Annotated in this window: 22 protein-coding genes, 1 tRNA gene and 1 other RNA gene; 11 read left to right on the top strand and 13 right to left on the bottom strand. The window is 62.3% G+C overall.

Annotation, left to right across the window (positions count from 1 at the left end; genetic code table 11):
* Positions 1-30 precede the first annotated feature (30 nt).
* Positions 31-1,092 carry a lipoyl synthase gene (gene lipA / locus FXY94_RS07975; protein ID WP_016664518.1) on the top strand — a complete coding sequence of 354 codons (1,062 nt, stop codon included), beginning with the start codon at positions 31-33 and terminating at the stop codon, positions 1,090-1,092.
* Positions 1,093-1,159: 67 nt separating this feature from the next.
* On the top strand, positions 1,160-1,873 hold the full coding sequence (locus tag FXY94_RS07970) for a DUF4191 domain-containing protein (protein ID WP_016664517.1): 714 nt from the start codon (positions 1,160-1,162) through the stop codon (positions 1,871-1,873).
* Positions 1,874-1,944: 71 nt separating this feature from the next.
* Here the strand turns inward: FXY94_RS07970 and FXY94_RS07965 are convergent, their stop codons facing one another.
* Positions 1,945-2,376 (bottom strand): RDD family protein, encoded by a 432-nt coding sequence (locus tag FXY94_RS07965; protein ID WP_016664516.1) that lies wholly within the window; start codon positions 2,374-2,376, stop codon positions 1,945-1,947.
* A gap of 114 nt (positions 2,377-2,490) precedes the next feature.
* On the opposite strand from FXY94_RS07965, the gene glnA reads away from it, so the two are divergent.
* Positions 2,491-3,915: a type I glutamate--ammonia ligase gene (gene glnA / locus FXY94_RS07960; protein ID WP_016664515.1), complete on the top strand. Its 1,425-nt coding sequence runs from the start codon at positions 2,491-2,493 to the stop codon at positions 3,913-3,915.
* Positions 3,916-3,942: 27 nt separating this feature from the next.
* On the opposite strand, the gene FXY94_RS07955 is transcribed toward glnA, so the two are convergent.
* From FXY94_RS07955 to FXY94_RS07945, 3 genes are read right to left on the bottom strand one after another with little or no spacing between them, the layout of a single operon-like run.
* Positions 3,943-4,842: a hypothetical protein gene (locus tag FXY94_RS07955; protein WP_034373094.1), complete on the bottom strand. Its 900-nt coding sequence runs from the start codon at positions 4,840-4,842 to the stop codon at positions 3,943-3,945.
* Between the two features lie 12 nt (positions 4,843-4,854).
* Positions 4,855-7,827 (bottom strand): bifunctional [glutamine synthetase] adenylyltransferase/[glutamine synthetase]-adenylyl-L-tyrosine phosphorylase, encoded by a 2,973-nt coding sequence (locus tag FXY94_RS07950; protein ID WP_016664513.1) that lies wholly within the window; start codon positions 7,825-7,827, stop codon positions 4,855-4,857.
* Positions 7,828-7,834: 7 nt separating this feature from the next.
* On the bottom strand, positions 7,835-9,166 hold the full coding sequence (locus FXY94_RS07945) for a glutamine synthetase family protein (protein ID WP_040386537.1): 1,332 nt from the start codon (positions 9,164-9,166) through the stop codon (positions 7,835-7,837).
* A 103-nt stretch (positions 9,167-9,269) separates the two neighbouring features.
* Here FXY94_RS07945 and panB point away from each other — a divergent pair, with 103 nt between their 5' ends.
* Positions 9,270-10,082: a 3-methyl-2-oxobutanoate hydroxymethyltransferase gene (gene panB, locus FXY94_RS07940; protein WP_016664511.1), complete on the top strand. Its 813-nt coding sequence runs from the start codon at positions 9,270-9,272 to the stop codon at positions 10,080-10,082.
* Between the two features lie 13 nt (positions 10,083-10,095).
* On the opposite strand, the gene FXY94_RS07935 is transcribed toward panB, so the two are convergent.
* Positions 10,096-10,308, bottom strand: a complete 213-nt coding sequence (locus tag FXY94_RS07935) for a hypothetical protein (RefSeq protein WP_016664510.1) — start codon at positions 10,306-10,308, stop codon at positions 10,096-10,098.
* 52 nt (positions 10,309-10,360) lie between these two features.
* Between FXY94_RS07935 and map the strand changes: the two genes are divergently transcribed.
* The gene (gene map, locus FXY94_RS07930; RefSeq protein WP_016664509.1) at positions 10,361-11,266 is read left to right on the top strand and encodes a type I methionyl aminopeptidase; all 906 of its coding nucleotides are present in this window, start codon (positions 10,361-10,363) and stop codon (positions 11,264-11,266) included.
* A 41-nt stretch (positions 11,267-11,307) separates the two neighbouring features.
* Positions 11,308-12,132: a polyphosphate--glucose phosphotransferase gene (ppgK, locus tag FXY94_RS07925; protein ID WP_016664508.1), complete on the top strand. Its 825-nt coding sequence runs from the start codon at positions 11,308-11,310 to the stop codon at positions 12,130-12,132.
* Positions 12,133-12,161: 29 nt separating this feature from the next.
* On the opposite strand, the gene rnpB is transcribed toward ppgK, so the two are convergent.
* An RNA gene (rnpB, locus tag FXY94_RS07920) (RNase P RNA component class A) lies at positions 12,162-12,496 on the bottom strand.
* A gap of 49 nt (positions 12,497-12,545) precedes the next feature.
* On the opposite strand from rnpB, the gene yaaA reads away from it, so the two are divergent.
* Positions 12,546-13,316, top strand: coding sequence for a peroxide stress protein YaaA (yaaA, locus tag FXY94_RS07915; RefSeq protein WP_016664507.1), 771 nt, complete (start codon positions 12,546-12,548; stop codon positions 13,314-13,316).
* 3 nt (positions 13,317-13,319) lie between these two features.
* Here the strand turns inward: yaaA and FXY94_RS07910 are convergent, their stop codons facing one another.
* The 5 genes from FXY94_RS07910 to FXY94_RS07890 all read right to left on the bottom strand — a co-directional run bounded on the left by FXY94_RS07910 (position 13,320) and on the right by FXY94_RS07890 (position 18,074).
* Complete coding sequence (locus FXY94_RS07910; protein WP_016664506.1) at positions 13,320-14,366, bottom strand: S66 family peptidase; 1,047 nt, start codon at positions 14,364-14,366, stop codon at positions 13,320-13,322.
* A complete protein-coding gene (locus FXY94_RS07905) occupies positions 14,363-15,190 on the bottom strand; it encodes a Nif3-like dinuclear metal center hexameric protein (protein WP_016664505.1) in 828 nt (275 codons plus the stop codon). The genes FXY94_RS07910 and FXY94_RS07905 overlap by 4 nt, the downstream gene beginning before the upstream one ends.
* A gap of 34 nt (positions 15,191-15,224) precedes the next feature.
* Positions 15,225-15,689, bottom strand: a complete 465-nt coding sequence (gene sufU / locus FXY94_RS07900; protein WP_016664504.1) for a Fe-S cluster assembly sulfur transfer protein SufU — start codon at positions 15,687-15,689, stop codon at positions 15,225-15,227.
* Entirely contained in the window at positions 15,686-16,978 is a 1,293-nt protein-coding gene (locus FXY94_RS07895) for an aminotransferase class V-fold PLP-dependent enzyme (protein WP_016664503.1), read from the bottom strand. The genes sufU and FXY94_RS07895 overlap by 4 nt, the downstream gene beginning before the upstream one ends.
* A 574-nt stretch (positions 16,979-17,552) precedes the next feature.
* Positions 17,553-18,074: a TetR/AcrR family transcriptional regulator gene (locus FXY94_RS07890; protein WP_016664502.1), complete on the bottom strand. Its 522-nt coding sequence runs from the start codon at positions 18,072-18,074 to the stop codon at positions 17,553-17,555.
* A gap of 134 nt (positions 18,075-18,208) precedes the next feature.
* On the opposite strand from FXY94_RS07890, the gene FXY94_RS07885 reads away from it, so the two are divergent.
* Positions 18,209-19,288, top strand: coding sequence for a GNAT family N-acetyltransferase (locus FXY94_RS07885; protein ID WP_016664501.1), 1,080 nt, complete (start codon positions 18,209-18,211; stop codon positions 19,286-19,288).
* Positions 19,289-19,920: 632 nt separating this feature from the next.
* Here the strand turns inward: FXY94_RS07885 and FXY94_RS07875 are convergent.
* Positions 19,921-19,994, bottom strand: a tRNA-Val gene (locus FXY94_RS07875).
* 79 nt (positions 19,995-20,073) lie between these two features.
* Positions 20,074-20,484, bottom strand: a complete 411-nt coding sequence (locus FXY94_RS07870) for a DUF3052 domain-containing protein (protein WP_016664500.1) — start codon at positions 20,482-20,484, stop codon at positions 20,074-20,076.
* A gap of 229 nt (positions 20,485-20,713) precedes the next feature.
* On the opposite strand from FXY94_RS07870, the gene aceE reads away from it, so the two are divergent.
* The 3 genes from aceE to FXY94_RS07855 are packed head-to-tail and all read left to right on the top strand — an operon-like array spanning position 20,714 to position 24,834.
* A complete protein-coding gene (gene aceE / locus FXY94_RS07865; protein WP_141742359.1) occupies positions 20,714-23,482 on the top strand; it encodes a pyruvate dehydrogenase (acetyl-transferring), homodimeric type in 2,769 nt (922 codons plus the stop codon).
* 5 nt (positions 23,483-23,487) lie between these two features.
* Entirely contained in the window at positions 23,488-23,880 is a 393-nt protein-coding gene (locus FXY94_RS07860) for a GntR family transcriptional regulator (protein ID WP_016664498.1), read from the top strand.
* Positions 23,881-23,892: 12 nt separating this feature from the next.
* Positions 23,893-24,834, top strand: coding sequence for an ACP S-malonyltransferase (locus tag FXY94_RS07855; protein WP_016664497.1), 942 nt, complete (start codon positions 23,893-23,895; stop codon positions 24,832-24,834).
* Positions 24,835-24,837 lie beyond the last annotated feature (3 nt).

Genomic DNA, 24,837 nt, shown 5'->3' with positions numbered 1-24,837 from the left:
TGAGACCCCTATTCGCAAGGAGAGTGTGACGTGGCAGTTGAACCTCAAGGACGCCGCCTGCTCAGGGTCGAGGCCCGCAACGCGGAAACCCCGATCGAACGCAAGCCCAACTGGATCAAAACCACGGCGAACATGGGCCCCGAGTACACCGACATGAAAAAGCGCGTGCACTCGCGCGGTTTGCACACGGTGTGCGAGGAGGCTGGATGCCCCAACATCTTCGAGTGTTGGGAGGATCGCGAGGCGACGTTCCTCATCGGTGGCGATACGTGCACGCGTCGGTGCGATTTTTGCGATATCGCAAGCGGCAAGCCGCAGGCTATCGACCCCGCCGAGCCGTTTAAGGTGGCGACGTCCATCAAGGAGATGGGGCTGAAGTATGCAACCGTGACCGGCGTGGCACGCGATGACCTCGAAGATGGCGCCGCAGGCCTCTTTGCCGAGACGTGCCGCCAGATCCACGCGATCAGCCCCGGCACCGGGGTCGAGCTGCTCATCGACGACATCAAAGGCAACTCGAGCGCGATGCAACAGGTGTACGACTCGAAGCCAGAAGTGTTCGGCCACAACCTCGAGACCGTGCCGCGAATCTTCAAAAAGATTCGCCCCGCCTTCCGCTACGAGCGCAGCCTCGGCGTGATCGCCGATGCAAAAGACAACGGCATGATCACCAAGTCGAACCTCATCCTCGGCATGGGTGAAGACACCGCGGAGATTCTTGCCGCGATGCAGGACCTTCGCGATCATGGCTGCGATATCCTCACCCTCACTCAGTACCTGCGACCGTCCAAGCTTCATCATCCGATCGACCGCTGGGTCAAGCCTCAGGAATTCCTCGAGCTATCCGAGGCCGGTTACGAGATGGGCTTCGCGGGCATCATGGCCGGGCCCATGGTGCGCTCGTCGTATCGCGCCGGCCGCCTGTGGGCACAAGCCATGGAGAAGCTGGGGCGGGAGATCCCCGAGGAACTTTCTCACCTCAATTCCTCGGCGCCTGCCCTTCAGGAAGCGACGAGCGTCGTGGAGCGTCAGGCGGCGCGTGAAAAGCGTGACAGGGAGCGCGCTGCGCGCAAGGCTGCGGCGAACGCCTAGGTACTCAACCCCGCTATGCTTAGGGGTGGTCTTCGGATCACTCGCATCGCGTTAAGGACAAGGATTAATGGCACGCAAGAATACGACCGACGCCCCCGCTCAGGCGAAAAAGCCCGGCCGCATCCGGCAGACGATCGACGTCTTCAAGGAGACACAGGCGTACGATCGCTCGACAGCCCCGCTCATGGTTCTCTCGATCGTGGGGCTCCCCGTCGTGCTCGCCCTGGTGTTTGGCGCTTTCGGTCACCCGATCTACGGCGCCTTCATCGGGCTCGGTTTCGGCATTCTCATCGCGATGATCATCCTTGGCCGGAAGGCACAGAAAGCGACGTACGCGAAGATCGAGGATCAGCCCGGCGCTTCGATCGCGGTGATGCAGCAAATTTCACGTGGGTGGAACGTCGAGCAGGAGCCTGCTGCTTTCGATGCGCGTAGTCGATCGATGCTTTTCCGGGCGAGCGGACGCAAAGGCATCGCACTGGTGTCTGAGGGTTCCGGCGGCGGCTCGCGAAAGCTCATGGCGAAAGAAGTCAAGCGCATGAACCGCATGTTCCCGAATGTGCCCGTTCACGCGGTTTTCGTTGGCCACGGCGAGGGTGAGGTTCCTCTTCCGAAGCTCAACCGCCACCTCACAAGGATGAAGAACGAGCTCACGAAGGCTGAGGCGGGCGAAATTGGACGCCGCCTTCACGCTCTGCCTAACCCCGTCCGCCAGGCGATCCCGAAGGGCGTGGATCCGATGCGCGCGCGCCCGAATCGCAAAGCGATGCGCGGCCGCTAAGGCGGCACTCATTCACACGTGCGCCCCGCAAGTCTTGACTTGCGGGGCAACTTTTATGTGAACACGAGCGTTTATGCACGCACGACAACGACACCTGCAACGAGATCGTGAAGGGTCTGCCGATTATCGTTCACGACGAAAGCACTGATGATGCTGAGCATGACCGCACTGCGCACGACGGCACGGGCGATCATGGGTGAGCGCCCGGTGACGGGGAGAACTCGAAGTGAGGTGACAAACTGCCCGATACTCGCCCCGAAGAGCGTTTGCATGAGAATGACCTGCGCGAGAAAGAGCAGAAGTGTGGCGAGCGGGTCGTAGTGAAAAACAACGGCCGACACCGCCGCCGCGGCAGCCCAATCGATGCACGTGGATAAAAAGCGGAGCGGGATGGGCGCGAGCGAGCCGGACCCTTGGTCTGGCAGGCCAAGACCCGCACCCGAGAAAGAGTCAGGCTTACTCGCGCTGGAGACTGACTCGTCACTATTGAGGCTGCTATTCATCCCTGAACCGTACGTTCGTGCACCCGCAGTGCGCAAACCGTCCAATGTGGGGCCGTAAACTAGGACGCGCAAAACACTCATAGCAATCGTGCGCCCAGCACGGACGGAGGATACGTGTTCAGCAATCCCAGCGAAGCCGTGAAGTTTATCGAGGAAGAGGACGTCAAATTCATCGACATCCGCTTTTGCGACCTGCCAGGCGTGATGCAGCACTTCAATGTTCCGGCAAAGACGTTCGACGAAGAGGCGATCGCTGAGGGACAGTTGTTCGACGGCTCGTCGATTCGCGGCTTTCAGGCAATCCACGAGTCCGATATGAAGCTCATCCCCGATCTGAGCACCGCCTACGTCGATCCATTCCGCGACCAAAAGACCCTTGTCATCAACTACGCCATCGTTGACCCGTTCACCGATGAGCCTTACAGCCGTGACCCGCGAACGGTCGCCGCAAAGGCAGAGGAATACCTTCGCTCGACCGGCATCGCCGATACCGCCTTCTTTGCCGCCGAGGCCGAGTTCTACATTTTCGATTCCGTTCGGTACCAGACCGAAGCCAAAGGCGCTTTTTACGAGATTGATTCGAACGAGGCTGCCTGGAACACGGGGCGCGAGGAAGAATTCGGTAATCAGGGCTACAAGACCGCGATGAAGGGCGGGTACTTCCCCGTTGCTCCCGTGGATCAAATGGCTGATCTACGCGACGAAATGGTGCGTGTCCTGGACGAGGTCGGGCTCGAGGTCGAGCGCGCCCACCACGAGGTTGGCACGGGCGGCCAGCAGGAGATCAACTATCGATTCTCGACGCTTCTTCAGGCTGCCGACGACGTCATGAAGTTCAAGTACGTCATCAAGAATGTTGCGTGGGAGAACGGCCGCACGGCGACGTTCATGCCGAAACCGATCTTTGGCGATAACGGTTCGGGTATGCACTGCCACCAGTCACTGTGGAAGAACGGAGAGCCCCTCTTCTACGATGAGCGCGGCTACGGCGGACTTTCGGACCTCGCCCGTTGGTACATCGGTGGCTTGATCGAACACTCCCCCGCACTCACGGCGTTCACGAACCCCACCGTCAATTCTTTCAAGCGCCTCGTGCCGGGCTTCGAAGCTCCGGTCAACATGGTGTATTCGGCCCGCAATCGCTCCGCCGCCATCCGCATTCCCGTGACGGGCAGTTCGGCGAAGGCGAAGCGCCTTGAGTTCCGTGCGCCGGACCCCTCGGCAAACCCCTACCTGGCGTTTGCGGCTCAGCTCATGGCGGGGATCGACGGCATCAGGAACCGTATCGAGCCGCCCGAGCCGATTGATAAGGATCTTTACGAACTTCCGCCGGAGGAGCACGCGGAGATCAAGACTCTTCCCGCTTCGCTCGAGGAGGCGCTTGACGCGCTCGAACGCGATCACGACTTCCTCACCGAAGGGGACGTGTTCCCGGAGGATCTCATCGAGACCTGGATCGCGTACAAGCGTGAGTTTGAGGTCGAGCCGTTTAGGCTGCGCCCCCACCCCTACGAGTTCGAGCTCTACTACGACCTGTAAGGGGATAAAGCGCCGTGGGGCTTCGTGCTAAAGCTTGGCGTTCAAGAGCGTGAGCAAGAGTTCTTTTGGACTCTGTGCCTCGCTGAGCGCGCAATCATCTGGCGCGAAGTCCCACGCCTTTCGCAAGGCTTTAAAGGTTTCCCACTCGGCTTGTGACGTGCGCAGCGGAACGGCGCTGTACCCGCCGGACTCGGGCAGGTGGATGATGAAGGCGCCCGTAAGCTCTGGCATGTCGCGAAGGGTTCCGTCATTGTCGAGGAGGTTCTCGGCATTCATGACCGCGACTGCCTGCAGCGCGTAGTCTCCGCGCACCTTTTTGGAGGTTTTGATGTCGCCGGTGAGGAGGGTGTTGCCGATTTTGACGATCGCGTCCGTCGTGCCGGCATAACCCACCGTGCGGTTCACCACGGTTTGTTCGATCTCGATGAACTCCGGTTGGAAATCGTCGAGGAAACCGGCGAAGCCATCGAGGCGCACGTTGGCACGCCGAACGAGCTCGCCGAGGTTCGTCTCCATGCTCAACAGGTCACCGCCGCTGCGCATCTCGGTGGCAAGATCGCGCATGTCGGCATCAGTGGGGCGCTCGCCCGATCGCTCCCACGCCTCGCACAAGGCATGGACGTAGGTGCCGAAGTCTGCCGTCGTTTTCGTATAGTCGGGGGCGGCTTCTGCGATGCGCTTTTGGGTGGTCCAGCTGTTGCGGTTGACGCGGCGAATCTCGTCGAAGGCACGCGACGGGTTGCGGTCGAGGTACGAGAACATCTCGAGGGCGCGCTTCGAGGCCATGCGCGCGTACCATCCGTTGAGGTGATCTTTTGCGCGCATCCCGGCGACCGTGGTGATGGAGGGATGGATGAGTTTTCCTCCGGGCTCCATGCGATACATGCGTCCGCGTGCGGTTTGGGCGCTCAATTCGGGTGAGGTCATAGCCTCTTCAGGCTACTCGCCGAAGATCAGGCGTTCGGCGACCTGGCGCGAGTGGCGCGTGACTTTGAGGTATCTCTCCTCGATTGCGCGGGCGTTGTCCACGGGTTCGTGCACGAGCGCTGCGAGCGCGCGCAAGTCGACCAGGTCGGTAGGGAGAGCGTCGGTTTCACGCCCCCGCCACAAAAAGAGTGCGCGGCGTAGCTCCCATGCGAGGAGCCATGCTCGACGCAGCGCCTCTGCGTCGGCGCTGCTCAGGTGCCCGGCGGTCTCGAGGGCGGCAAGCGCGTCGAGGGTTCCGACGGCTCGGAGGCTTACGTCGTCCCCCGCGTATTCAAGAAGAAGCCGTTGGACGCTCCACTCGACGTCGGTCGTCGCTCCGCGACCGAGTTTGAGGTGGTGCGTCGATTTCACGCCTCGCGGGAGCCTTTCCCCTTCGATGCGGGCCTTCATCCGTGCGAAATCGCGCCGATCGCGATCGTCCATACCTCCCGCGCGGTATCTCGCGCGGTCCATGACGGCGGTCACGGCTGCCTTCGTGTCTTCGGAGCCTGCGATGACGCGGGCACGCAGCAGTGCTTGGCTTTCCCACCGTTCGGCGTGATGGGCGTAGTAGTCGTCGAAACTCGCGAGAGTGCGAACGAGCGGGCCGGAACGGCCTTCGGGGCGGAGATCGGCGTTGACGCGCATGTTGATGCCCGAGGCGGGGGCGTTGAGGATTTTCTGCACGCGTGAGGCAGCGGCAATCGCTTCTTCCGTGCCTCTCGCGCACACGAACTGGACGTCTGCATCGGAGGAAAAACCCATTTCACGAGCGCCGAACGATCCCATCGCGACGACGCAGAGCTCGACATCTGTATCCCGTTGCACGAATTCAACCGTGAAGGTGAGGATTGCCTCGGCAAGGGTCGTCAGAGACTCCCCTAGCGACGGCAGGTCGAGTAGACCGCACAGGTGCGCGATGCTGATACGGACGATTTCTCGCGCGCGCACGGTTCGAAGGGCGTCAATCACGTCGTCTTCGCTGTCCGCGCGCCCCGCGATCGCGTCAAGCTCGCCCGAAAGCTGTGTGCGGCTCAGGGGCGTCAGTTGAGCATCGTTCGCGAGCCAGCGCGCGGCATAGGGATGCAGGACGAGCTGTTCGCCGACGTATCGAGAACTCGAAAGGATGCGCGTAAGACGCTCGGCGGCTGCGCCGGAGTCGCGCAACATCCCAAGGAACCAGTGCGTTTCGCGGAGGGTATCCGAAAGTCGCCGGAAGGACAGCAGGCCGAGGTCAGGATCGACACCGTTCGCGAACCATTCGAGGAAGGCGGGCAGCAGCTGTTTTTGAATCGCGGATGCGCGGCTGAGCCCCTTGGTGAGCGCATCGATGTGGTGAAGTGCGCGCTTGGGATCTCGGTAGCCGATCGCTTCGAGGCGAGCGCGCTGCTCTTTGGGACTCAGCGCAATCTGGCCATCGCTCAGGCGCGCCGATGTCACGAGGAGCGGGCGGTAGTAGATCTCCTCGTGTAGCTGGCGCACGCGCCTGCGCACGGCATCGATATCGGCGCGAAGGTTCTCCACCCGCGTGCCGATGCCGCGGGCGAGGCGCCGCTCGTCGGGCTCGGTTGACGGCAGCATGTGTGTGCGCCGAAGGCGCCAAAGCTGGAGCCTGTGCTCGCATACGCGCAAGTAGCGGTAGGCATCGGCGAGCTCGACCGAGTGCTCTCGGCCCACGTATCCACCCCGCGTGAGCGCGTCCAGTGCGCTCAGGGTGCCAGCTTCACGGATTCGCTCGTCTGTTCGCCCGTGCACCATTTGGAGCAGCTGGATGGTGAACTCAATATCGCGCAGTCCCCCGCGCCCAAGCTTGAGATCCCGGTCAGCATCAGCCCTGGCAAGCACGCGGGCGCGCATCGCGCGAGTGTCCTCAACAAAACCCTCACGCGTCGAAGCCTGCCACACGAGCGGCGCGGTGAGGCGCTCAAACTCCGCACCGAGTTCGGTGTCTCCCGCGCATGCGCGGGCTTTCAAAAGCGCCTGGAACTCCCACGAATGAGCCCATTTTCGATAGTACTGGGCATACGATTCGAGCGTTCGCACGAGCTCGCCGTCTCGCCCCTCCGGCCTAAGGTTGGCGTCAATCTGCCACAGGCTTCCCTCCGCTGTGCGTTCCGCGCATACGCGCGCGACTTCACGCGCGAGGGCACTGCCAATAGTGGTGACCTCTTCTTGACTCACGCCGCCTCGAGCGGCTTCAGCGACATACATGACGTCAACATCTGAGATGTAGTTCAACTCGCGCGCGCCAGTTTTACCCATGGCAATGATCGCGAGTCGCACCTTGTCGTGCTCGGGTGTTGCCGCGCGAGCAAGGGCGAGCGCCCCCTCGAGGGCCGCGTCGGCGAGGTCGCTGAGGAGCGTCGAGATCTCTTCCTGATGCGCAAACGGATCGGTTGCGCACACATCGAGAGCCGCGATTTGAGCGAGGAGAAAATAGTACGCGCGGCGGAAAGCATGACGCGGCGCGGGCCCCTTTTCCGCCACGGCCACGGCAGCATCCGCGCGTGTGCCGACGGCGGCGAGCATCACCTCGCGAAAACGCTCACGCGTGGGGCCGGCAAGCGTCGGACACTCGAGGATTTCTTCGAGTGCGTCCACGTGACGGGCAAGCGCGTCCCCAAGCGCGACCGAACTGCCGAGGATCCTCACGAGCGTGCGCCCAAGTGTTTCATCCGCAACGACCCTGTCGAACTGCGTGCTTTCGCCGGCTTCCGCTGCAGATTCGGCAAGGCGCATCAGAGCAAGGAGCGCTTCATCCGGGTCCGCGGACGCACCCATGTCGCGCACAATCGCGGGAGGAACCCGAGAGAGAGCATCGCTCGCGAGGAGAGCAGCGCTCCTTTCCGTGCGGACGAAACCGAGCCGCGCCAGATCGAAGTGGCTGAATTCTCCTTCGCCTGTGCCCGCCTGGAGCGCCTGGATCGCGCCGGTCTCGAGTCTCATGCGTGGTCTAAATATCGAAGGTCGTGCGCAGCTCGGAGTCGGTGACCTGGCGGCGGTACCCCTCCCACTCACGGCGCTTATCGCGCAGGATGTATTCAAAGACCTGCTCGCCGAGGACGTCAGCCATGAGCTCGGAGGTTTCGAAGCTTTCGATCGCGCGTAGAAGATCCGACGGGAGCGGCTCGATGCCCATGGCGTTTCTTTCCCGTTCGGTCAGCTCCCACACGGTGTCTTCTGCCCCCTCTGGCAGCGGATATTCCTCCTCGATGCCCTTGAGGCCCGCGGCTAGAAGCGCCGCGAATGCGAGGTAGGGATTGGCGGCCGAATCGAGACCGCGGAACTCGACGCGCGAGCTCGTGCCTTTCGTAGGCTTATGGAACGGAACGCGCACGAGGGCACTGCGGTTGTTGTGCCCCCACACGATGTAGCTCGGGGCTTCTTGTTCTCCCCACAGACGCTTGTAGGAATTGACGAACTGGTTCGTGAGGATCGAGTACTCGCGAGCGTGCACAAGCAAGCCTGCGATGAAGTGGCGCGCTGTTCGCGACAACCCGTACTCGGCGCCCGGTTCGTGAAAAATGTTCGTGCCATTTTGAAAAAGGGACAGGTGAGTGTGCATGCCGTTACCCGGGTGTTCAATCATGGGCTTCGGCATGAAGCTCGCGAATTTTCCTTCGCTGAGCGCGATGCCTTTCACGACGGCGCGAAGCGTGAGGAGGTTGTCTGCGGTCGTGAGTGCGTCCGCGTAGCGAAGGTCAATCTCGTTTTGGCCCGGCCCGCCCTCATGGTGGGAGTACTCGACGTGAATGTTCATGCGCTCGAGCTCTCGCATAGCGTCGCGTCTAAACCGACTACCGTCGACTCGCTGCACGTAGTCAAAATACCCGCCCTGATCGACGGGGGTAAGGCCAACCCCCTGTTCATAGGCCCGTTCGAACAGGTAGAACTCCACTTCGGGATGGGTAAAGAATTCGAGGCCCTTGGCTTCGGCACGCGCGAGGGCATCGCGAAGAACCCGGCGAGGATCCGAAGCTGCCGGCTCGGAATCGGGCGTGAAGACATCACAGATCATGACGCCCGCTTCGCCGCCGCGCGGCGCCCCCATGACCCGAAAGGTCGAGGGATCCGGGCGCAAAAGCATGTCGGATTCATAGGAGCGGGTCAGGCCCTCGATCGCGCTCCCGTCAATTCCGATCCCTTCGTCAAAGGCTTTGTCGAGATCGTGGGGGGAAATCACGATCGACTTGAGCCGCCCCACGACATCACTGAACCATAGGCGGATGTAATCGATCCCCTGTTCCTCGACCTGCCTGAGCACTGAATCCTGGTGGCGTTCCATACATCAATTGTGCCCCACGCCCGCTACGCCCCAGAAGTCCCCCGCCGCGCCGACTACGCTGAGGTCGCACCCGCTGCATTGGACACGCACGAAAGGAATTCCCGTGAGCGAGAGCGCCACACCGCGCAAGGTCCGCACCCACACCCTCCGCGATTTCAAGAAGGAGGGCAGAGCGATCACGATGCTCACGAGCTACGACACGTTCAGCGCCCGTATCTTCGACGAGGCCGGTATCGATGTGCTTCTCGTGGGTGATTCGGCGGGGAACACCGTGCTCGGGTACGACTCGACCGTGTACACCAAGCATGAAGACATCGTGCGCTTTACAGGGGCCGTTGCTCGCTCGTGCACGCGCCCCCTGGTCCTTGCCGACCTCGCTTTTGGGACCTACCAAGCGAGTGTTGAGGACGCGGTGCGTCACGGTGTCGAACTCATGCAGGCGGGGGCACACGCGGTCAAGCTCGAGGGCGGCCGTGAAATCCTTCCCCAGGTTGAGGCGCTCGTCAACGCGGGAATCCCCGTGTGCGGGCACGTGGGATTCACGCCTCAGTCAGTCAATCAGCTCGGTGGATTTAAGGTGCAGGGCCGCGGGGAGGGGGCCGACGCTCTCCTGGCCGACGCGGTTGCTCTCGAAGAGGCGGGCGCCTTCGCCGTCGTCCTCGAACTCGTGCCGGCTCCACTCGCGACACGCGTGAGCGAAACGCTCGAAGTACCAACGATCGGCATCGGCGCGGGGGCAGGATGCGATGGTCAGGTGCTCGTGTGGCAAGACATGGCGGGGCTGAGCGGCTTCGAACCCCGATTCGTCAAGGCGTTTGCCGACCTGCGCTCCGAACTGTCAAGGGCGGCGCGAGAATACGCCGACGCGGTGCGCGCGAAAAGCTTCCCCGCCCCAGAGCACACCTTCGAACAATAGTGAGGTCGATGCACTACCGGTCTTCGTCGTCCTGATCGTCGTCGTCGCGGTAGTACTCGTTCCACTCCTCGGTTTCTTCCTCCCACTGTTCGTTGTGTTCAGCCGCGCTTTCAAGCGCGTGCTGAGCAGCTTCGCGGGTCGGGTACGGGCCCATGAGCTCAATCGCCGGGCTCTGCATACCTTCTTCGATCTCAGAGGTCTTGGTGTTGTAATAGAACTCGCTCATCACACGGCCTTTCGTTAGTCGTTATCCAGATGAACCTGCCAAACTGGTAACCATGACTGTAGACCACTGGCTTCGCCCCGAAAACCGTTCCGTGCTTGAACCGGGAACCATCGGCCCCCTTCGACAGGTTCCCCCATCGATCGCGCGACCTGAATACGCGTTCAAAGACGAAGCGAAATCCGATAATTGCGGCCCCTACGTGCAAACCCCGGAGATCATCGAGCGCGTGCGCCGCGCCTCCGCCATCGCCGCAATCGCGCTGCGAGAAGCGGGCAAGGCAGCACAACCGGGGATCACGACCGACGAAATCGATGCCATCGTCCACGAGGTCATCCTCGATCACGGCGCCTACCCCTCGACGCTTGGATATTTGAGCTTCCCGAAGTCGTGCTGCACGAGCCTCAACGAAGTGGTGTGCCACGGCATCCCCGACTCCACCGTCATGGAAGAGGGCGACATTCTCAACGTCGATGTCACCGCGTACCTCGATGGCGTGCACGGCGATACGAACGCGACATTCCCCGTCGGCGAGATCGCTCCGGAGGCAGCGGATCTCATCGACCGCACTGAGGAAGCGATGTTCCGCGGGATCCGAGCCGCGAAGATCGGCCGCGAGGTCAATGTCGTGGGCCGCGTGATCGAGAAGTATGTGGGCCGCTTCGGCTACGAATCGGTGCGGGAGTTCACGGGGCACGGCGTCGCCGAGGGTTTCCACAACGGCCTGATCATCCCTCACTACGATTCCGCGCCTCATTACGACGATGTCATCGAACCCAACATGATTTTCACGGTCGAGCCAATGGTGACGCTCGGCTCACGTGAGTGGGATCAGTGGGACGACGGCTGGACGGTCACGACACGCGATAAGGGCTATACGGCGCAGTTCGAGCACACCTTCCTCATCACCGAGGACGGCTACGAGATTCTGACCGATCCGGACGCTGAGATTTCCGCGTAGACTAAAGGACATTGTCACCCCGCAAGGAGAAACCTTTCACCATGGCCAAGGAAGCATTCGGAATCGATATCGGCGGCAGCGGCATCAAAGGTGCGCCCGTTAATCTGAAGAAGGGGGAACTCGCCCAGAAGCGCGTGCGCATCCCCACGCCTCAACCGGCAACCCCCGATGCGGTCGCGAAAACGGTCAAGGAACTCATCGACTCCTTTGATGTTCCCGCGGACATGCCCGTGGGCGTGACCTTCCCCGCGATCATTCAGCACGGTGTCGCGAAGTCTGCGGCAAATGTCGACGATTCGTGGATCGGCACCGATGTCGACACCCTCCTGTCTGAGGTCACGGGCCACTCGGTCTTCGTCGTCAACGATGCTGACGCCGCCGGCATCGCCGAAATGGAGTTCGGCGCAGGCAAGAACAAGTCTGGCCTCGTCATCATGACGACCCTCGGCACCGGAATCGGCTCGGCAATGTTTATGGACGGCAAGCTCATTCCTAATTCGGAACTCGGCCACCTCACGTACGAGGGAAAGAGCTTTGAGAAGTTCGCCGCGAGTTCGGTTTTCGAGAAGGCCGGCATCAGCTACGAGGAATGGGCCAAGGAGCGTCTGCAAAAGTTCTACGGCCACGTTGAGTTCCTTTTCTCCCCCGATTTGTTCATCGTGGGCGGTGGCGTGTCGAAAGACGCGAAGAAGTACCTTCACTTCCTCGATCTCAAAACCGATATCGTGCCCGCGAAACTCCGCAACGAAGCAGGCATCATCGGTGCGGCCGCACTTGCTCACGCCGAGCGTAAGCTCGAAGTGAAAAAAGACAAGAAGAACGAATCGGCGGCGGAACTCGCTGCTGAGTCGGTCGAAGAGGCCTGAGGCGAAGGGCATCGGGGGCCCCTAAGGCGCGGACCAGCCAGCCTATAAGCCGGGTTCTGTTTCAACAGTCATCTATCTAGGATCGCCGTTACCGACGACCTCGAGCGGCCTACCCGGAGACTCGGCCTGGCAGCCTTGGCGCCTCCTGCATGACCTTGCTCCCGGTGGGGTTTACCGTGCCGGCACCATCGCTGGCGCCGCGGTGGTCTCTTACACCACCCTTTCACCCTTACCTGCATAGCAGGCGGTTTGCTTTCTGTGGCACTGGCCCGCGGATCACTCCGGGTGGGTGTTACCCACCACCGTGCCAGGGGGAGCCCGGACTTTCCTCGAGGCAATACCTCGCGACTGTCCAGCTGACTGGTCCAGTCCTCAACTTTACTCCACGCCCGACCAACAGGAGCACGCGCGAGATGTTAATTCTCTTACCACCGTCGGAAACGAAAACTCGCCCTACCGCCCTCGAAGCACCGAGTCTCGATCTCGCCTCGATGTCGTGGGGTGAACTACGTGAAGCACGTGAGGACATGCTGCGCGCGGCAAAGCTCACTGCCGAGAGCGACACCGCGATGAGCGCACTCAAAATCCCGACTACTCAACCGGAGCTGCGCGAGCGCATGGCCCACCTCGAGCGGGAACCGGTCGCACCGCCACTCGAGGTGTATTCGGGAGTTCTCTACGATGCCCTCGGCACGGTCTCCGTGTCCGACGGCTGCCGGCTTCTCGTCCAGTCCGCACTCTTTGGGGTGGTCGACTGCACCGAGGACCTCATCCCCGCCTATCGTCTTTCAGCGGGAAGCGAAGTGTTGGGACTTGGAAAGGTCTCGACATGGTGGAAGCGACATCTCAAAGACATTGGCGCAGCAATCGAGCGTAGCGGCGAGATCGTGATCGATTGCCGCTCTGGTGCGTATCGCTCGATGATGCCGCTTAAGGGCGCGCAGGTTTTCGAGGTGTCCCCGGTGGCGGTGCGCGAGGGCACGCGCCAGGTGATCAGCCACGACGCTAAGCGTTACCGAGGCCTCGTTGCGCGTGCTCTTTGCGCGGCGCCAGAGGCTGCGACAACAGCTGAGGGCGTCCTCGACGTGCTCACCTCCGCCCTCGGCGATGCACTGGATTTCGAGATCACCGATGGCAAAACTCGGCGGACACTCACCGTGATCGACGATTGGGAGCGCCGCTGACGTTCACTGCCCGTAGTGGCCTACGACCTCTTCCCGGCCCGTATCGATGGTGACCTCCCCACCGTAAGGGATAACGTACTGCGGGCGCGTGTGTCCGAAAGGAACGCCGAAACACACGGGAAGACCCGGCGCGTATCGCGAAAGTTCGGCGAGCACGTAGTCACGCTGCGCCGCACGGCGAGCCGCGCGCACATTCTCGGGGGCGGGATTGTCCCGGTCGTCGACGACGGGCCGCGCGACGAGCATCCCGGCGGCGGCTTCGAGGTAGCCGCGCTCCCCCATTCCACGGATCCAGCGGCCCACGAGGTCGGGGCTCGGGAGCATTTCCGATGTTTCACACACGAGTATTGCGCCCTCGAGTTCGGCCGGGTCGGGCAGACGGTCCGCCCACGCGAGTTGGTCGAGCACCTCGAGGCATCCACCCCATGTGCGACCGCGCACGCGCGTTCGTGATCCGTAGAACTCGAGAGGAACTGCGGCCTCGCGAGGCGAGGCTTCCGTGAGGGCGCGCTCTTCGCTCCAATCGAACCCGTAATCTTGGCTATCGGCGGGAAGAGTGTAGGTCAGGTCCCCTTCACCAAAGAGCGCCGCGCGAAGTGAGGTGACATGTTCGGAATCCACCGTCGGACCACTCCCGAGATGGACCATGGTCGAGCCGCCATAGAAGCTTGCAAGCCCGTGCGCGAAAAGCCACGAGTGGAGATTGGTGTTATCGCTATAACCGAAGAACGGCTTTGGATCAGCGACGGGAAGTTCTGGGTCGAGGTAACGAAGAATACGGATCTGATCGTTACCGCCAATAGTCGAGATAAGCGCCCGGATCTCGGGATCAGCGAAAGCGGCGTTCACGTCGCGGGCACGTTCCTCGGGGCTCGCGCCAAGTGCACGGGTCGTGGGGTATTCGACGACCTCGAGCCCGAAGATCTCTTCGAGCCGTCTCATCGCCTGCTCGTGGATCGCGGGAAAGTACGCGGGAGCCGCCCACGCGGGCGAGAGTACGGCAACCTTGTCGCCCTCGTGGACCGGCGTGGGCTTGACAAGGCGTTTCATCTCACTGCCTCCGTGAAGGGATCGCTTGAGAGAGTTGAGACCTCGACCTCAAGATCGGGGAATTCTTCGCACACAATCGAGGCGAGACGCGGCAGATAGAGGTATTCACTCGCGTAGTGCGGAAGGTCGATGAGCGCGGGCACGCGAGAGTGATCCGCACGCGATTCGAGGTGCTCTAGGGCGGGGTGGTGGCGAAGATCCGATGTGATGTAAAGATCCACCCCCGCGTTCGTTGCGGCCTCAAGAAAAGAGTCCCCGGCGCCCGGGCACACCGCAATACGGCGCACCTCGCGATCCGCTTCGCCGGTAAATAGGACCCCTTGAGCAGTGGCGGGCACGCTCTTCGCGATAAGCCGGGCCACGTCACCGACCGTCGAAGGCTCGGCACACTCTCCCACGGCACCTAGGCCAAAGAAGGACTCATCGTCCGCGGGCTTACCCGGCTCAAGCGCCCTGGCATCGGAAAGGCCCAGCAGCTCAAGCCATGCCCCGACGGTGCCGTTTTGCGAACGGTCGCTATTGGTGTGCCCGCACCACAGCCCTCCGCGCGAGCGGAGGATTTCGGTCGCCACCGCCCCCTTACCCGTCGTTGCCGGCAGAAAGCTCGCGCCCCGTAGCAGCAACGGGTGGTGCGTGATGAGGAGCGTTCCTTCACGCTTCGCAGCCTCGCGAGCCTCGGCAACCGTCGGATCCACCGCGAGGCGTATCCGCTGGACCTCCCAGGTGGGGTCCCCGAGCACGAGGCCCACGCGGTCCCACTCTTCCGCCCATTGGAGCGGGTAGAGGCTTTCGAGCAGAGCGGTCACGCGGTCGATGGTCGTCATGGGTTGTACCTCGGCGGTTGTCGGTGAACGAGAGTCAGGATTGCGATCCACGCGCGGCTTGAGCTTCGGCGAGGGCCGCCTGATAGGCCTTCCACGGCATGAGTACGCACTTCACGCGGCCGGGAAACTTTGCTGCGCCCACGAGTGCGATCCCATCACCAATGATGTCTTCGTCGCCTTCGTTTTTGCCGCGAGAGTGCATGACCTCGTCGAAGTGGTCAAACGTCTTCTGTGCATCCTGGAGGCTCTCGCCGATGAGCAGATCGCTCATGATGGAGGCGGAGGCGCGGCTCATGGCGCACCCCGTCGCGTCATAGGACAGATCCGTGATCGTCGGGTTGTCCGCGTCGCCATCAAGCTGGAGGCGCAGCGTGATCTCGTCCCCACACGTCGGGTTGACGTGGTGAACTTCGGATTGGAACGGCTCGCGAAGCCCAAAATTCTGGGGGCGTTTGTCGTGCTCGAAAATGAGCTCGGAGTACATCGCATTGAGGTTCATCGATCAAATCCTTTGAAAAACGAGATGGCTTCCTCGAGTGCAGAGGCGAGGCGGTCAACTTCGTCGAGTGTGTTGTACACGCTGAAACTTGCGCGCGTCGTTCCGTGAACACCATATCGACGATGAAGCGGCCACGCGCAATGATGCCCCACGCGTACTTCTACCCCGAGGGAATCGAGAACGTGGCCGATGTCGTGCGGGTGCCGCCCCTCGACGCTAAAGGCAACAGCACCCACGCGTCCGGTGCTCGGCCCCTTGCCGATAATCCGTACGCCGTCGATCTGTGAGAGGTTGTCGAGGGCCCTCGCGGTCAGGTCAGCTTCGTGGGCGGCAACGTTCGCCATGCCCAGGTTCCGGAGGTATCCGACGGCCGCCTCAAGCCCAATGGCCTGGGAGATCATCGGGGTTCCCGCCTCAAAACGGGCCGGAGGCTCCGCAAACGTCGTGTGATCCATGTGGACAACTTCGATCATGGACCCTCCGAGCAAGAAGGGTGGGAGCTCGGCGAGCAGTTCGTAGCGCCCCCACAGTGCGCCGATGCCCGTGGGCCCGAGCATCTTGTGCCCCGAGAACGCGAGAAAGTCGACGCCGAGCTCCGCGACATCGATCGGCATGTGAGGTGTGGATTGGCATGCGTCGAGCACTGTAAGGGCACCGACATCGCGGGCACGCGCCACGAGAGTGGGAACCGGATTGATCGTGCCGAGCACATTGGATTGATGTGCGAAGGCGAAAACCTTCGTGCGTTCGTTCAGCAGCGAATCTAAATCGGTGAGGTCGAGCTCGAAATCGTCCGTCAGGGGGATGTAGCGTAGCGTCGCTCCCGTGCGACGGGCAAGCTCCTGCCAGGGGACGAGGTTCGAATGGTGCTCCATCTCGGTGACGAGAATTTCATCGCCTTCGTGCACGCGTAGGTGTTCCGGCGTTGACGAGTCTGCGTTACCGAGTGCATACGCCACGAGGTTGAGTGCCTCGGTCGCATTCTTAGTGAAGACGAGTTCCCGAGGGTCCGTCGCACCAATAAAACTAGCGATGGATTCGCGCGCCCCCTCGTAACGATCCGTTGCCGCCTCCGCGAGCTGGTGGGCGCCGCGTTTAACCGCCGCGTTGCTTGCCGTGAGAAACGCGACTTCAGCATCGATCACGCTCTGGGGGCGCTGACTCGTCGCCCCCGAGTCCAGATACACCAGCGGTCTTTCATCCGCGAGGTTCTGATGGAGAATCGGGAAGTCGCGGCGGATAGCCTCGACGTCGAGTCCGGGATGCTGCGCGGACACTTCAGGTGTCATGGATGAATGCTCCTTGTCGACCGTTCGAGCGTGCGACCTCCAGTATAGGAATTTTGCAAAACCGAAAGCGCAAATCTGTGGGGAATATGCCAGAGCCTCACACGAGCCGTTCGGGCCACGGGCCCCGCCCTTCGTCCGGAGCGAAGATACAAGGGCTGCGCCCGCATTGTCGACACGGCGTGCGCTCACCGCGACTGAGCAACCAGAACACAACGTCACAACACCCTCACTCTTCGCGAAGAGTGAGGGTGGCGATGGTGGACCTAGCAGAAAGCTTGTAGAAACTCGCCCCACCGGTGGGTTCCATGAGATCACTGCACCGAACGATCCGCAGTCGCGCGGGGCGGCCTACCCAACGTGAGCCAGAACCGGTAAGTCCGCACCGCAGCATCGGTAGCGAGGCAGCCGACTCTCTGGAACGGCGGTATCACGATAGCGAGGCGCTCCGCGCGATCGCGAACGATGTCGGGATCAGCCCGTCCGACTATCGGCGCACTGCGAAGGGGGCGCACTCTCACGGAGACCAGTCCGTGGCCATTAGCGACGCAGGGCGGCCCCGAATCAAAAGGCCCCCTCACGACAGGAGTGCCGTGAGGCCGTCGGAGAGAATCTCGCGTGGGCTGACGTGGTGCGTCGCGTGCAGCCGCGCATAGGTAGGAGCTTGGTCAGGGTCAATGGCGACGCGCTTCTCGTCAGGCGCCATGGGTGCGGTCAGCGAGGCGCCAATCACCAGGTTGGACAATCGGTAGGCAGTTCCCAGCGGATCCGGGGTACCCGCTTGTTCGAGCAGGACGCACATCCGCTCGGAAAGGGCCAGGTACGCCGGGCCCCTGGGAGCGCGCATACCGATGACCTGACCGGCCCACCGGTGGGTCGTGAGGTGCGCGAAGAAGGCGTGCATCAGGGCAGACAGGTCGGCGTTGCGGATCGACTCGGACATCACGGGATCGTCTGCAAGCGCTGTGTCGAGGGCGAGGTCGAACAGGTCGTCGACGGATTCGACGCGGGAGTACAGGCTGGCTGGAGCAACACCCACCTGTTGTGCCACAGAACGCAGGGTGAGGGCCCTCAACCCGCCTTCGTCCAGCAGCCTCACCGATGCCCTCGCAACCTCCCCGAGGTCTACTGCGCGGAGGCGTCGCACAGGTTTGCGATGTTCCCAGTAGCTCACCCCACCAGCCTAACCAAACACGCTTCCGTTAGCTATCCATTCTATGTTAGGTTTAGCGCATGCTGGATGCCACCACCCTCCCGATCACCTTTGAGAACACTCGCCTACGCCCCCTCTTTGAGCTGGACGCAGGCGCGTATGCAGCCGGCACCAAGGATGAAGCTGTGCGGCGCTTCGGCCACCTGCCCGAGTCCGACTACACCCCCGAGTCCGTGCGACGGATGATCCGTGACGAGGTTGCTGAGGGTCTGTCGTCCGGCACGCTGGCAGTTCTCGCACTTGCCGACGCCGAGACGGACCGGTTTGTGGGCTCCTTGGTGCTCTTCGACGCCAGCTCCGAGGCTGCCGAGGTCGGGTTCTGGATTCATCCGGATGCGCGGGGAGCAGGGCACGCTCGTCGGGGCCTGGAGTTGGCATCGCGCTTCGCACGCAACAGTGGATTGCGAACCTTGACAGCACGCACGCTCCTGGAGAACAAGGCCTCCCAGCGGTGCTTGACGAACGCAGGGTTCCATGAGGTCGAGCGAGCCGTCGGAACCACGCCCGCAGGACAGCGCGAGGAACTTTTCCATTACCGGCGCGATCTCAAGCCCACCGCCCAGTGGCCGTTGGCGACGGAGCGGCTTCGGCTCCGTCCGCATAACGCCGACGATACCGAATGGCTTCACGAGCTGTACTCGCGACCCGACGTTGCCCGCTACCTGCTGGACGAGCCATGGACCGCGGAAGTCACCCACGACAAGCTCACCGAACGCCTAGCGAAGACTGACATCGATGGCGAGAGTGGCGCGCTTGCGCTGGTCATCGAGCATGACGGCGTCCCAATCGGAGACGTCGCGTTGTGGCTCACCGATCACGAGCACCGTCAAGGCGAGATCGGGTGGGTTCTCGACCCAGCGCACGGTGGGCAAGGTTTCGCCAGCGAAGCCGTCCGAGCAGTACTCGCCCTCGGGTTTGACCACTACCGGCTCCACCGCATCACCGCGCAGATGGATGCCCGCAACAGCGCCTCGGCAGCACTGGCTCGTTGTGTCGGGCTCCGGCTCGAAGCACGTCACGTCCAGGACTGGTTCAGCAAGGGCGAATGGACCGACACCCTCATCTTCGCGCGACTTGCCTCCGAGCACATGCGCCAATGATCAGGAGTCTGACTTTCATGCTCCCTGTATACGGTCCCCAAATCTACCGCGCTCTGACGACGTATCGGAATATTGCAAGGCTGAGATGACTCAAGATCCCCCTGCGCCGGCCTCGCAGCGCACACGGTGGTTCGTGCTCACCGCCGTCTCTCTCGGTTTGCTGCTTGCAACGGTCGACACTTCGATTCTCTACGTGGTCGTGCCTCTTCTGACGGACGGGTTGTCGGCGAGCGTAAGTGAGTCACTGTGGATCATCAACATGTACCCCCTCGTCATGACTGGCCTACTGCTGGGCACCGGGTTGGTTCTTCGACCCTGTGGACAGGTTCGCGGAAGGAGACCGGCATGGCAACGTCACCGACACCTACGCCGCGGCCCGAACAGGCTTGGACCGGCTCACCAAACTCCTCGACAACCTCTACAACAAGTGCGACCCAGCCGAACGACGCATCCTCAACCGCGCCCTGTTCACCCGCATCACCATCCACGACGAAGAAAACGCCACCTACACACCCGAGCAGACCACCCCACCGTCCTTGCCCACACCAGCATCGACGCCCCGGTGCACGTCACCGCAGAAACAAAACTGCCCCGCCATCAGGCGGGGCAAGTTTCGATTTTCTCATCTTACGTGGGTCTTGAGGGACTCGAACCCCCGACATCCACGGTGTAAACGTGGCGCTCTAACCAACTGAGCTAAAGACCCGCGCGGACTATCGTCGCACGAGCGGCTGGATTCGGCAAAACGGGAAGCGGAAAGGCGTCGGAAAACTCTTCCGCGAAAACTACGACCGCGAGGCCAACCGCGTGCCAGACCAATCCGGCGCAAGCGAAACCGCATTCATTCCGCGCAAGCCGGCGGTGTTCGCCGCTTCCTGGATATCCGCGGGATCCACGTGACCCGGGCGGCCGGGTTTCGGCGTGAGCAGCCATACGGGCCCTCCGGCGACGAGGCTCGACAGGCAATCGACGAGCGCATCGGTGAGATCACCGTCACCATCGCGCCACCACATAATGACACCGTCCACGATCTCGCGGGAGTACTCATCTTCGAGGTCGGCGTCGATAAGGTCCTCGATGGCATCGCGAAGGTCGAGATCTACATCGTCGTCATACCCGAATTCCTGAACGAGCTGGCCTTCGTGGAACTCAAAAACTTCGGCAAGGTTGTCGCTCGAAGCTGCAACCGGTGACAAGGGGCGACTCCTTCGGAGGTCGGAAATGAGATGGAGGATCTCGGGACGCTCCAACTGTACCTAAGGACTCCGGCGGTGTCACTCACAAAAACACGACGTGAAGCCACGCCCGAAGTGTGAGACCCGCGGCACCTTTAACCGCCCCGCGCTCACCTCTCTTTCGGGCGCACGCTATACGCTAGGACGGCACAATGGCGGGCCTTAAGGCACAGCCCTTTTCACTCACACCATGAGGGAGAACAACAGCGTGAACTCGAACGACATCACCGGGCGTCAAGGGATCGGTCTTCCCAGCCACGCGAACGACGTGGATCCCGAAGAAACGAGGGAGTGGATCGAATCGCTCGACGCGGTCGTAGCGAACAGCGGCGCGGAGCGTGCCTCCCACATCGTCGGCAACCTCCTCACGCGCGCACGCGAAAAGAATGTTGACGTTCCCAGCGTGGAAAACACCGACTACGTCAACACCATCGCCGCGAAGGACGAGCCCGAGTACCCGGGCGATCTCGACATCGAGAAGTCGATCCGACGGGCCGTGCGCTGGAACGCAGCAATGCAGGTGCATCGCGCGCAGCGTCCCGAAATCGGCGTCGGTGGCCACCTCTCGAGCTACGCCTCCATTTCCACCGTCTACGAGGTTGGCTTCAACCACTTCTTCCGCGGTCGCGAACACCGCGGCGGTGGCGACCAGGTGTTCTTCCAGGGCCACGCCTCCCCCGGTATCTACTCGCGAGCCTTCCTCATGGGGCGCCTGAATGAAAAGGATCTCGACGGTTTCCGCCAGGAAAAGTCGAACCCACACGGAATCCCCAGCTACCCGCACCCGCGCGCGATGCCGGAGTTCTGGCAATTCCCCACCGTTTCGATGGGCATCGGCCCCGTCAACGCAATTGAGCAAGCCTCCATTAACCGCTACCTCCACAACCGTGGTCTGAAGGACACGAGCGAGCAGCACGTGTGGGCATTCCTCGGCGACGGCGAAATGGACGAGGTCGAGTCGCGAGGCGCCCTCCACATCGCCGCCAACGAGCAGCTCGACAACCTCACGTTCGTCGTCAACTGCAACCTCCAGCGCCTCGACGGCCCCGTGCGTGGCAACGGCAAGATCATTCAGGAGCTCGAAGCCCAGTTCCGCGGCGCGGGCTGGAATGTCGTGAAGGTCGTGTGGGGCGAGGGCTGGGACAAGCTCTTCGCCGCAGACACCGACGGCGCCCTCGTGGACCTCATGAACACGACCCCCGACGGCGACTTCCAAACGTTCCGCGCCGAATCGGGCGGCTTCATCCGCGATAACTTCTTCGGCCGCGACCCGCGCACGAAGGCCCTCGTCGAAGACATGAGCGATGCCGACATTTGGTGGGGTCTCAAGCGCGGCGGCCACGATCCCAAGAAGATCTACGCGGCGTTCAAGCATGCCACGACAGTGAAGAACGGCAAGCCGACCGTCATCCTCGTGCACACCATTAAGGGGTACGTGCTCGGCAAAAACTTCGCGGGCCGTAACGCGACCCACCAGATGAAGAAGTTCACGATCGATGACCTCAAGCAGCTGCGCGACACGCTGCACATTCCGTTCACCGATCGGCAGCTCGAGGCTGATCTCTACAACCAGCCGTATTACATGCCGGCCGAAGACTCGCCGGAAATGCAGTACATGCGTGAGCGCCGTGCAGAACTGGGCGGCGTTGTTCCCGATAACCGCCACAAGAAGGCGACGTTCACGGTTCCCGGCGAGAAGACTTGGGCCGTCGCGAAGCGCGGCTCCGGCAAGCAGGAGGTCGCCACGACGATGGCACTCGTGCGCCTTCTCAAGGACCTCATGCGTGACAAGGAAACTGGCAAGTACTGGGTTCCGATCATTCCCGATGAGGCCCGCACGTTCGGCCTCGACGCGATGTTCCCGACCGCGAAGATCTACAATCCGAAGGGCCAGAATTACCTTTCGGTGGACCGCGATCTCCTCCTTGCGTACAAGGAATCCTCGCAGGGTCAGATCAAGCACATGGGTATTAACGAGATCAGCTCGACGAGCGCCTTCACTGCTGCGGGTACGGCCTACTCGACGCACGAGGTGCCTCTCGTGCCGTTCTACATCTTCTACTCGATGTTTGGCTTCCAGCGCACCGGCGACTTCTTCTACGCCGCCGGCGACCAGATGGCCAAGGGCTTCGTGATCGGCGCAACGGCTGGCAAGACGACCCTCGCGGGTGAAGGTCTCCAGCACATGGATGGCCACTCCCCGCTGCTCGCGTACACGAACCCCGGTGCGGTTATTTACGACCCCGCCTACGGCTACGAGATCGGGCACATCGTGCGCGATGGCCTGCAGCGCATGTACGGGGAGAACGAAGAGCGCCTCCAGGAAGTCTTCTACTACCTGACCGTGTACAACGAGCCGATCCACCAGCCCGTTGAGCCCGAGAATGTCGATGTCGAGGGCATCATCAAGGGCATGTACAAGGTCGATGATGTTCAAGAGGGCGACGGCCCCGTTGCCCAGCTCATGGCCTCGGGCGTTGCAGTCCCGTGGACTCGCGAAGCACGCGATCTTCTCTACAGGGACTGGGGCGTTCGCTCGGCTGTATGGTCGGTGACCTCGTGGAGCGAGATGCGCAACGACGCACTCGCCGCGGACAAGCACAACTTCCTCCACCCCGAAGAGGAACCCAGGACGCCGTGGATGGTCGAGAAGCTCAAGGACGCCGAGGGCCCGTTCGTGGCGACCACGGACTTCGACTACCTCGTTCCCGACATGATCCGCCCCTGGATGCCGAACGACTATGCCGTTCTTGGCGCCGAAGGCTGGGGATTCTCAGACACGCGAGCTGCGGGCCGCCGCTACCTGCACATCGACCGCGAGTCGCTCGTCGTGCGCGCTCTCAAGTCGCTCGCGGATCAGGGCACGATTGACCGGTCGATCGTCAAGCAGGCCATCGACAAGTACGATCTGCTGAACGTCAACGCCGGTTCGTCCGGTGGCGCAGGCGGGGACGCCTGAGCATCATGGTCGCTGAACTGCCGTGGCTCCGAGTCGACGCGTCCGCGCCGAACGCCGCCGCGCAGCTCCATGATTCAATCGCGAATGCCGCGGCGGAGGGCACTCTCGCCCCGGGTGAGAAGTTGCCCTCCGTCCGTGCACTCGCGGAAGTCTGCCACGTCGCACCGAACACGGCGGCGAAGGCCATTAAGTCACTTGCGGCGGCAGGTATTGTGGAAACCGATGGGCGCCGGGGCACGCGCATAAAACCCTGGGGCGAGGTGGAACGCTCGCTTCAAGAGGCTCTTGCGCATGCCGCGCGCCTGGCAGTTTCATCGGGGGTTGGGGCCGACGTCTCCCTCGCGATGTTCGAGGCCGCGCTCCGCACGGAAGCGGCCTCCTCTCGTTCGACAGTGTGAAAGGACAGTGGCGTGCTCGTCATTGCATCGCCCGGCCAGGGCGCTCAGAAACCGGGGTTTCTCGCCCCGTGGCTGGACATCGATAGCGTCGCGGAATATGCGGGCTCCCTCGGCGAAGCCGCTGGCGTCGACATTGTGAAGCACGGGACCGTGTCGGATGCCGACACGATACGTGACACGGCGATTGCCCAGCCGCTTCTCGTTGCCTCGAGCCTGATCGTGCACAGCGTACTTTTCGGCGCGCTCGACATGCCGCGCCCCGATTTTTACGCGGGGCACTCGGTCGGTGAGGTTGCCGCGGCTGGTCTGAGCGGGACCCTCACGGAGACGGACGCGATGGAGTTCGTCCGTGATCGTTCGCGGGCCATGGCAGAAGCCGCCGCGGCAGAAGAAACCGGGATGGCGGCAGTCGTGGGCGGTCTGCGCGAGGACGTTTTCGCGAAGATCGAAGCCGCCGGTGCCGTTCCCGCAAACATCAACGGAGCGGCTCAGGTCGTCGCAGCCGGCTCGCTCGCGCAGCTCGAGAGCCTCAAGGAAAATCCGCCGGCAAAGGCTCGCGTAATCCCGCTGCAGGTGGCCGGCGCGTTCCACTCCCCTTTCATGGAAAGCGCGCGAGAAGCGCTCGCCACTCGAGTAAGCGACTACTCGGTGCGCACCCCCCAGATTCCCGTGGTCTCGAACGCCGATGGCGCCGTCGTCCACGACGGTCAGGCGTTCCTCGAGTCGCTCGTCACGCAAGTCGCCCATACCGTCGATTGGCTCGCGTGCATGCGCACGTTTGAGGCCGAGGGTGTCACCGGCATCCTCGAACTTGCACCTGCAGGCACCCTCACCGGTCTCGTCAAGCGGGACGCAAAGTCGATCGCTCGGTTCGATCTCAATACTCCCGATCAGCTCGATGCCGCGCGCGATTTCGTGCGCGAGCATGCCGGCCAGACCCCGAAGGAGGCATAGGTT

The sequence above is a fragment of the Dermabacter jinjuensis genome, from assembly GCF_902381725.1.
Taxonomy (GTDB): domain Bacteria; phylum Actinomycetota; class Actinomycetes; order Actinomycetales; family Dermabacteraceae; genus Dermabacter; species Dermabacter hominis.
Note: the sequence above shows the minus strand (reverse complement) of the source record. Positions and strands in the feature narration are given on the sequence as shown.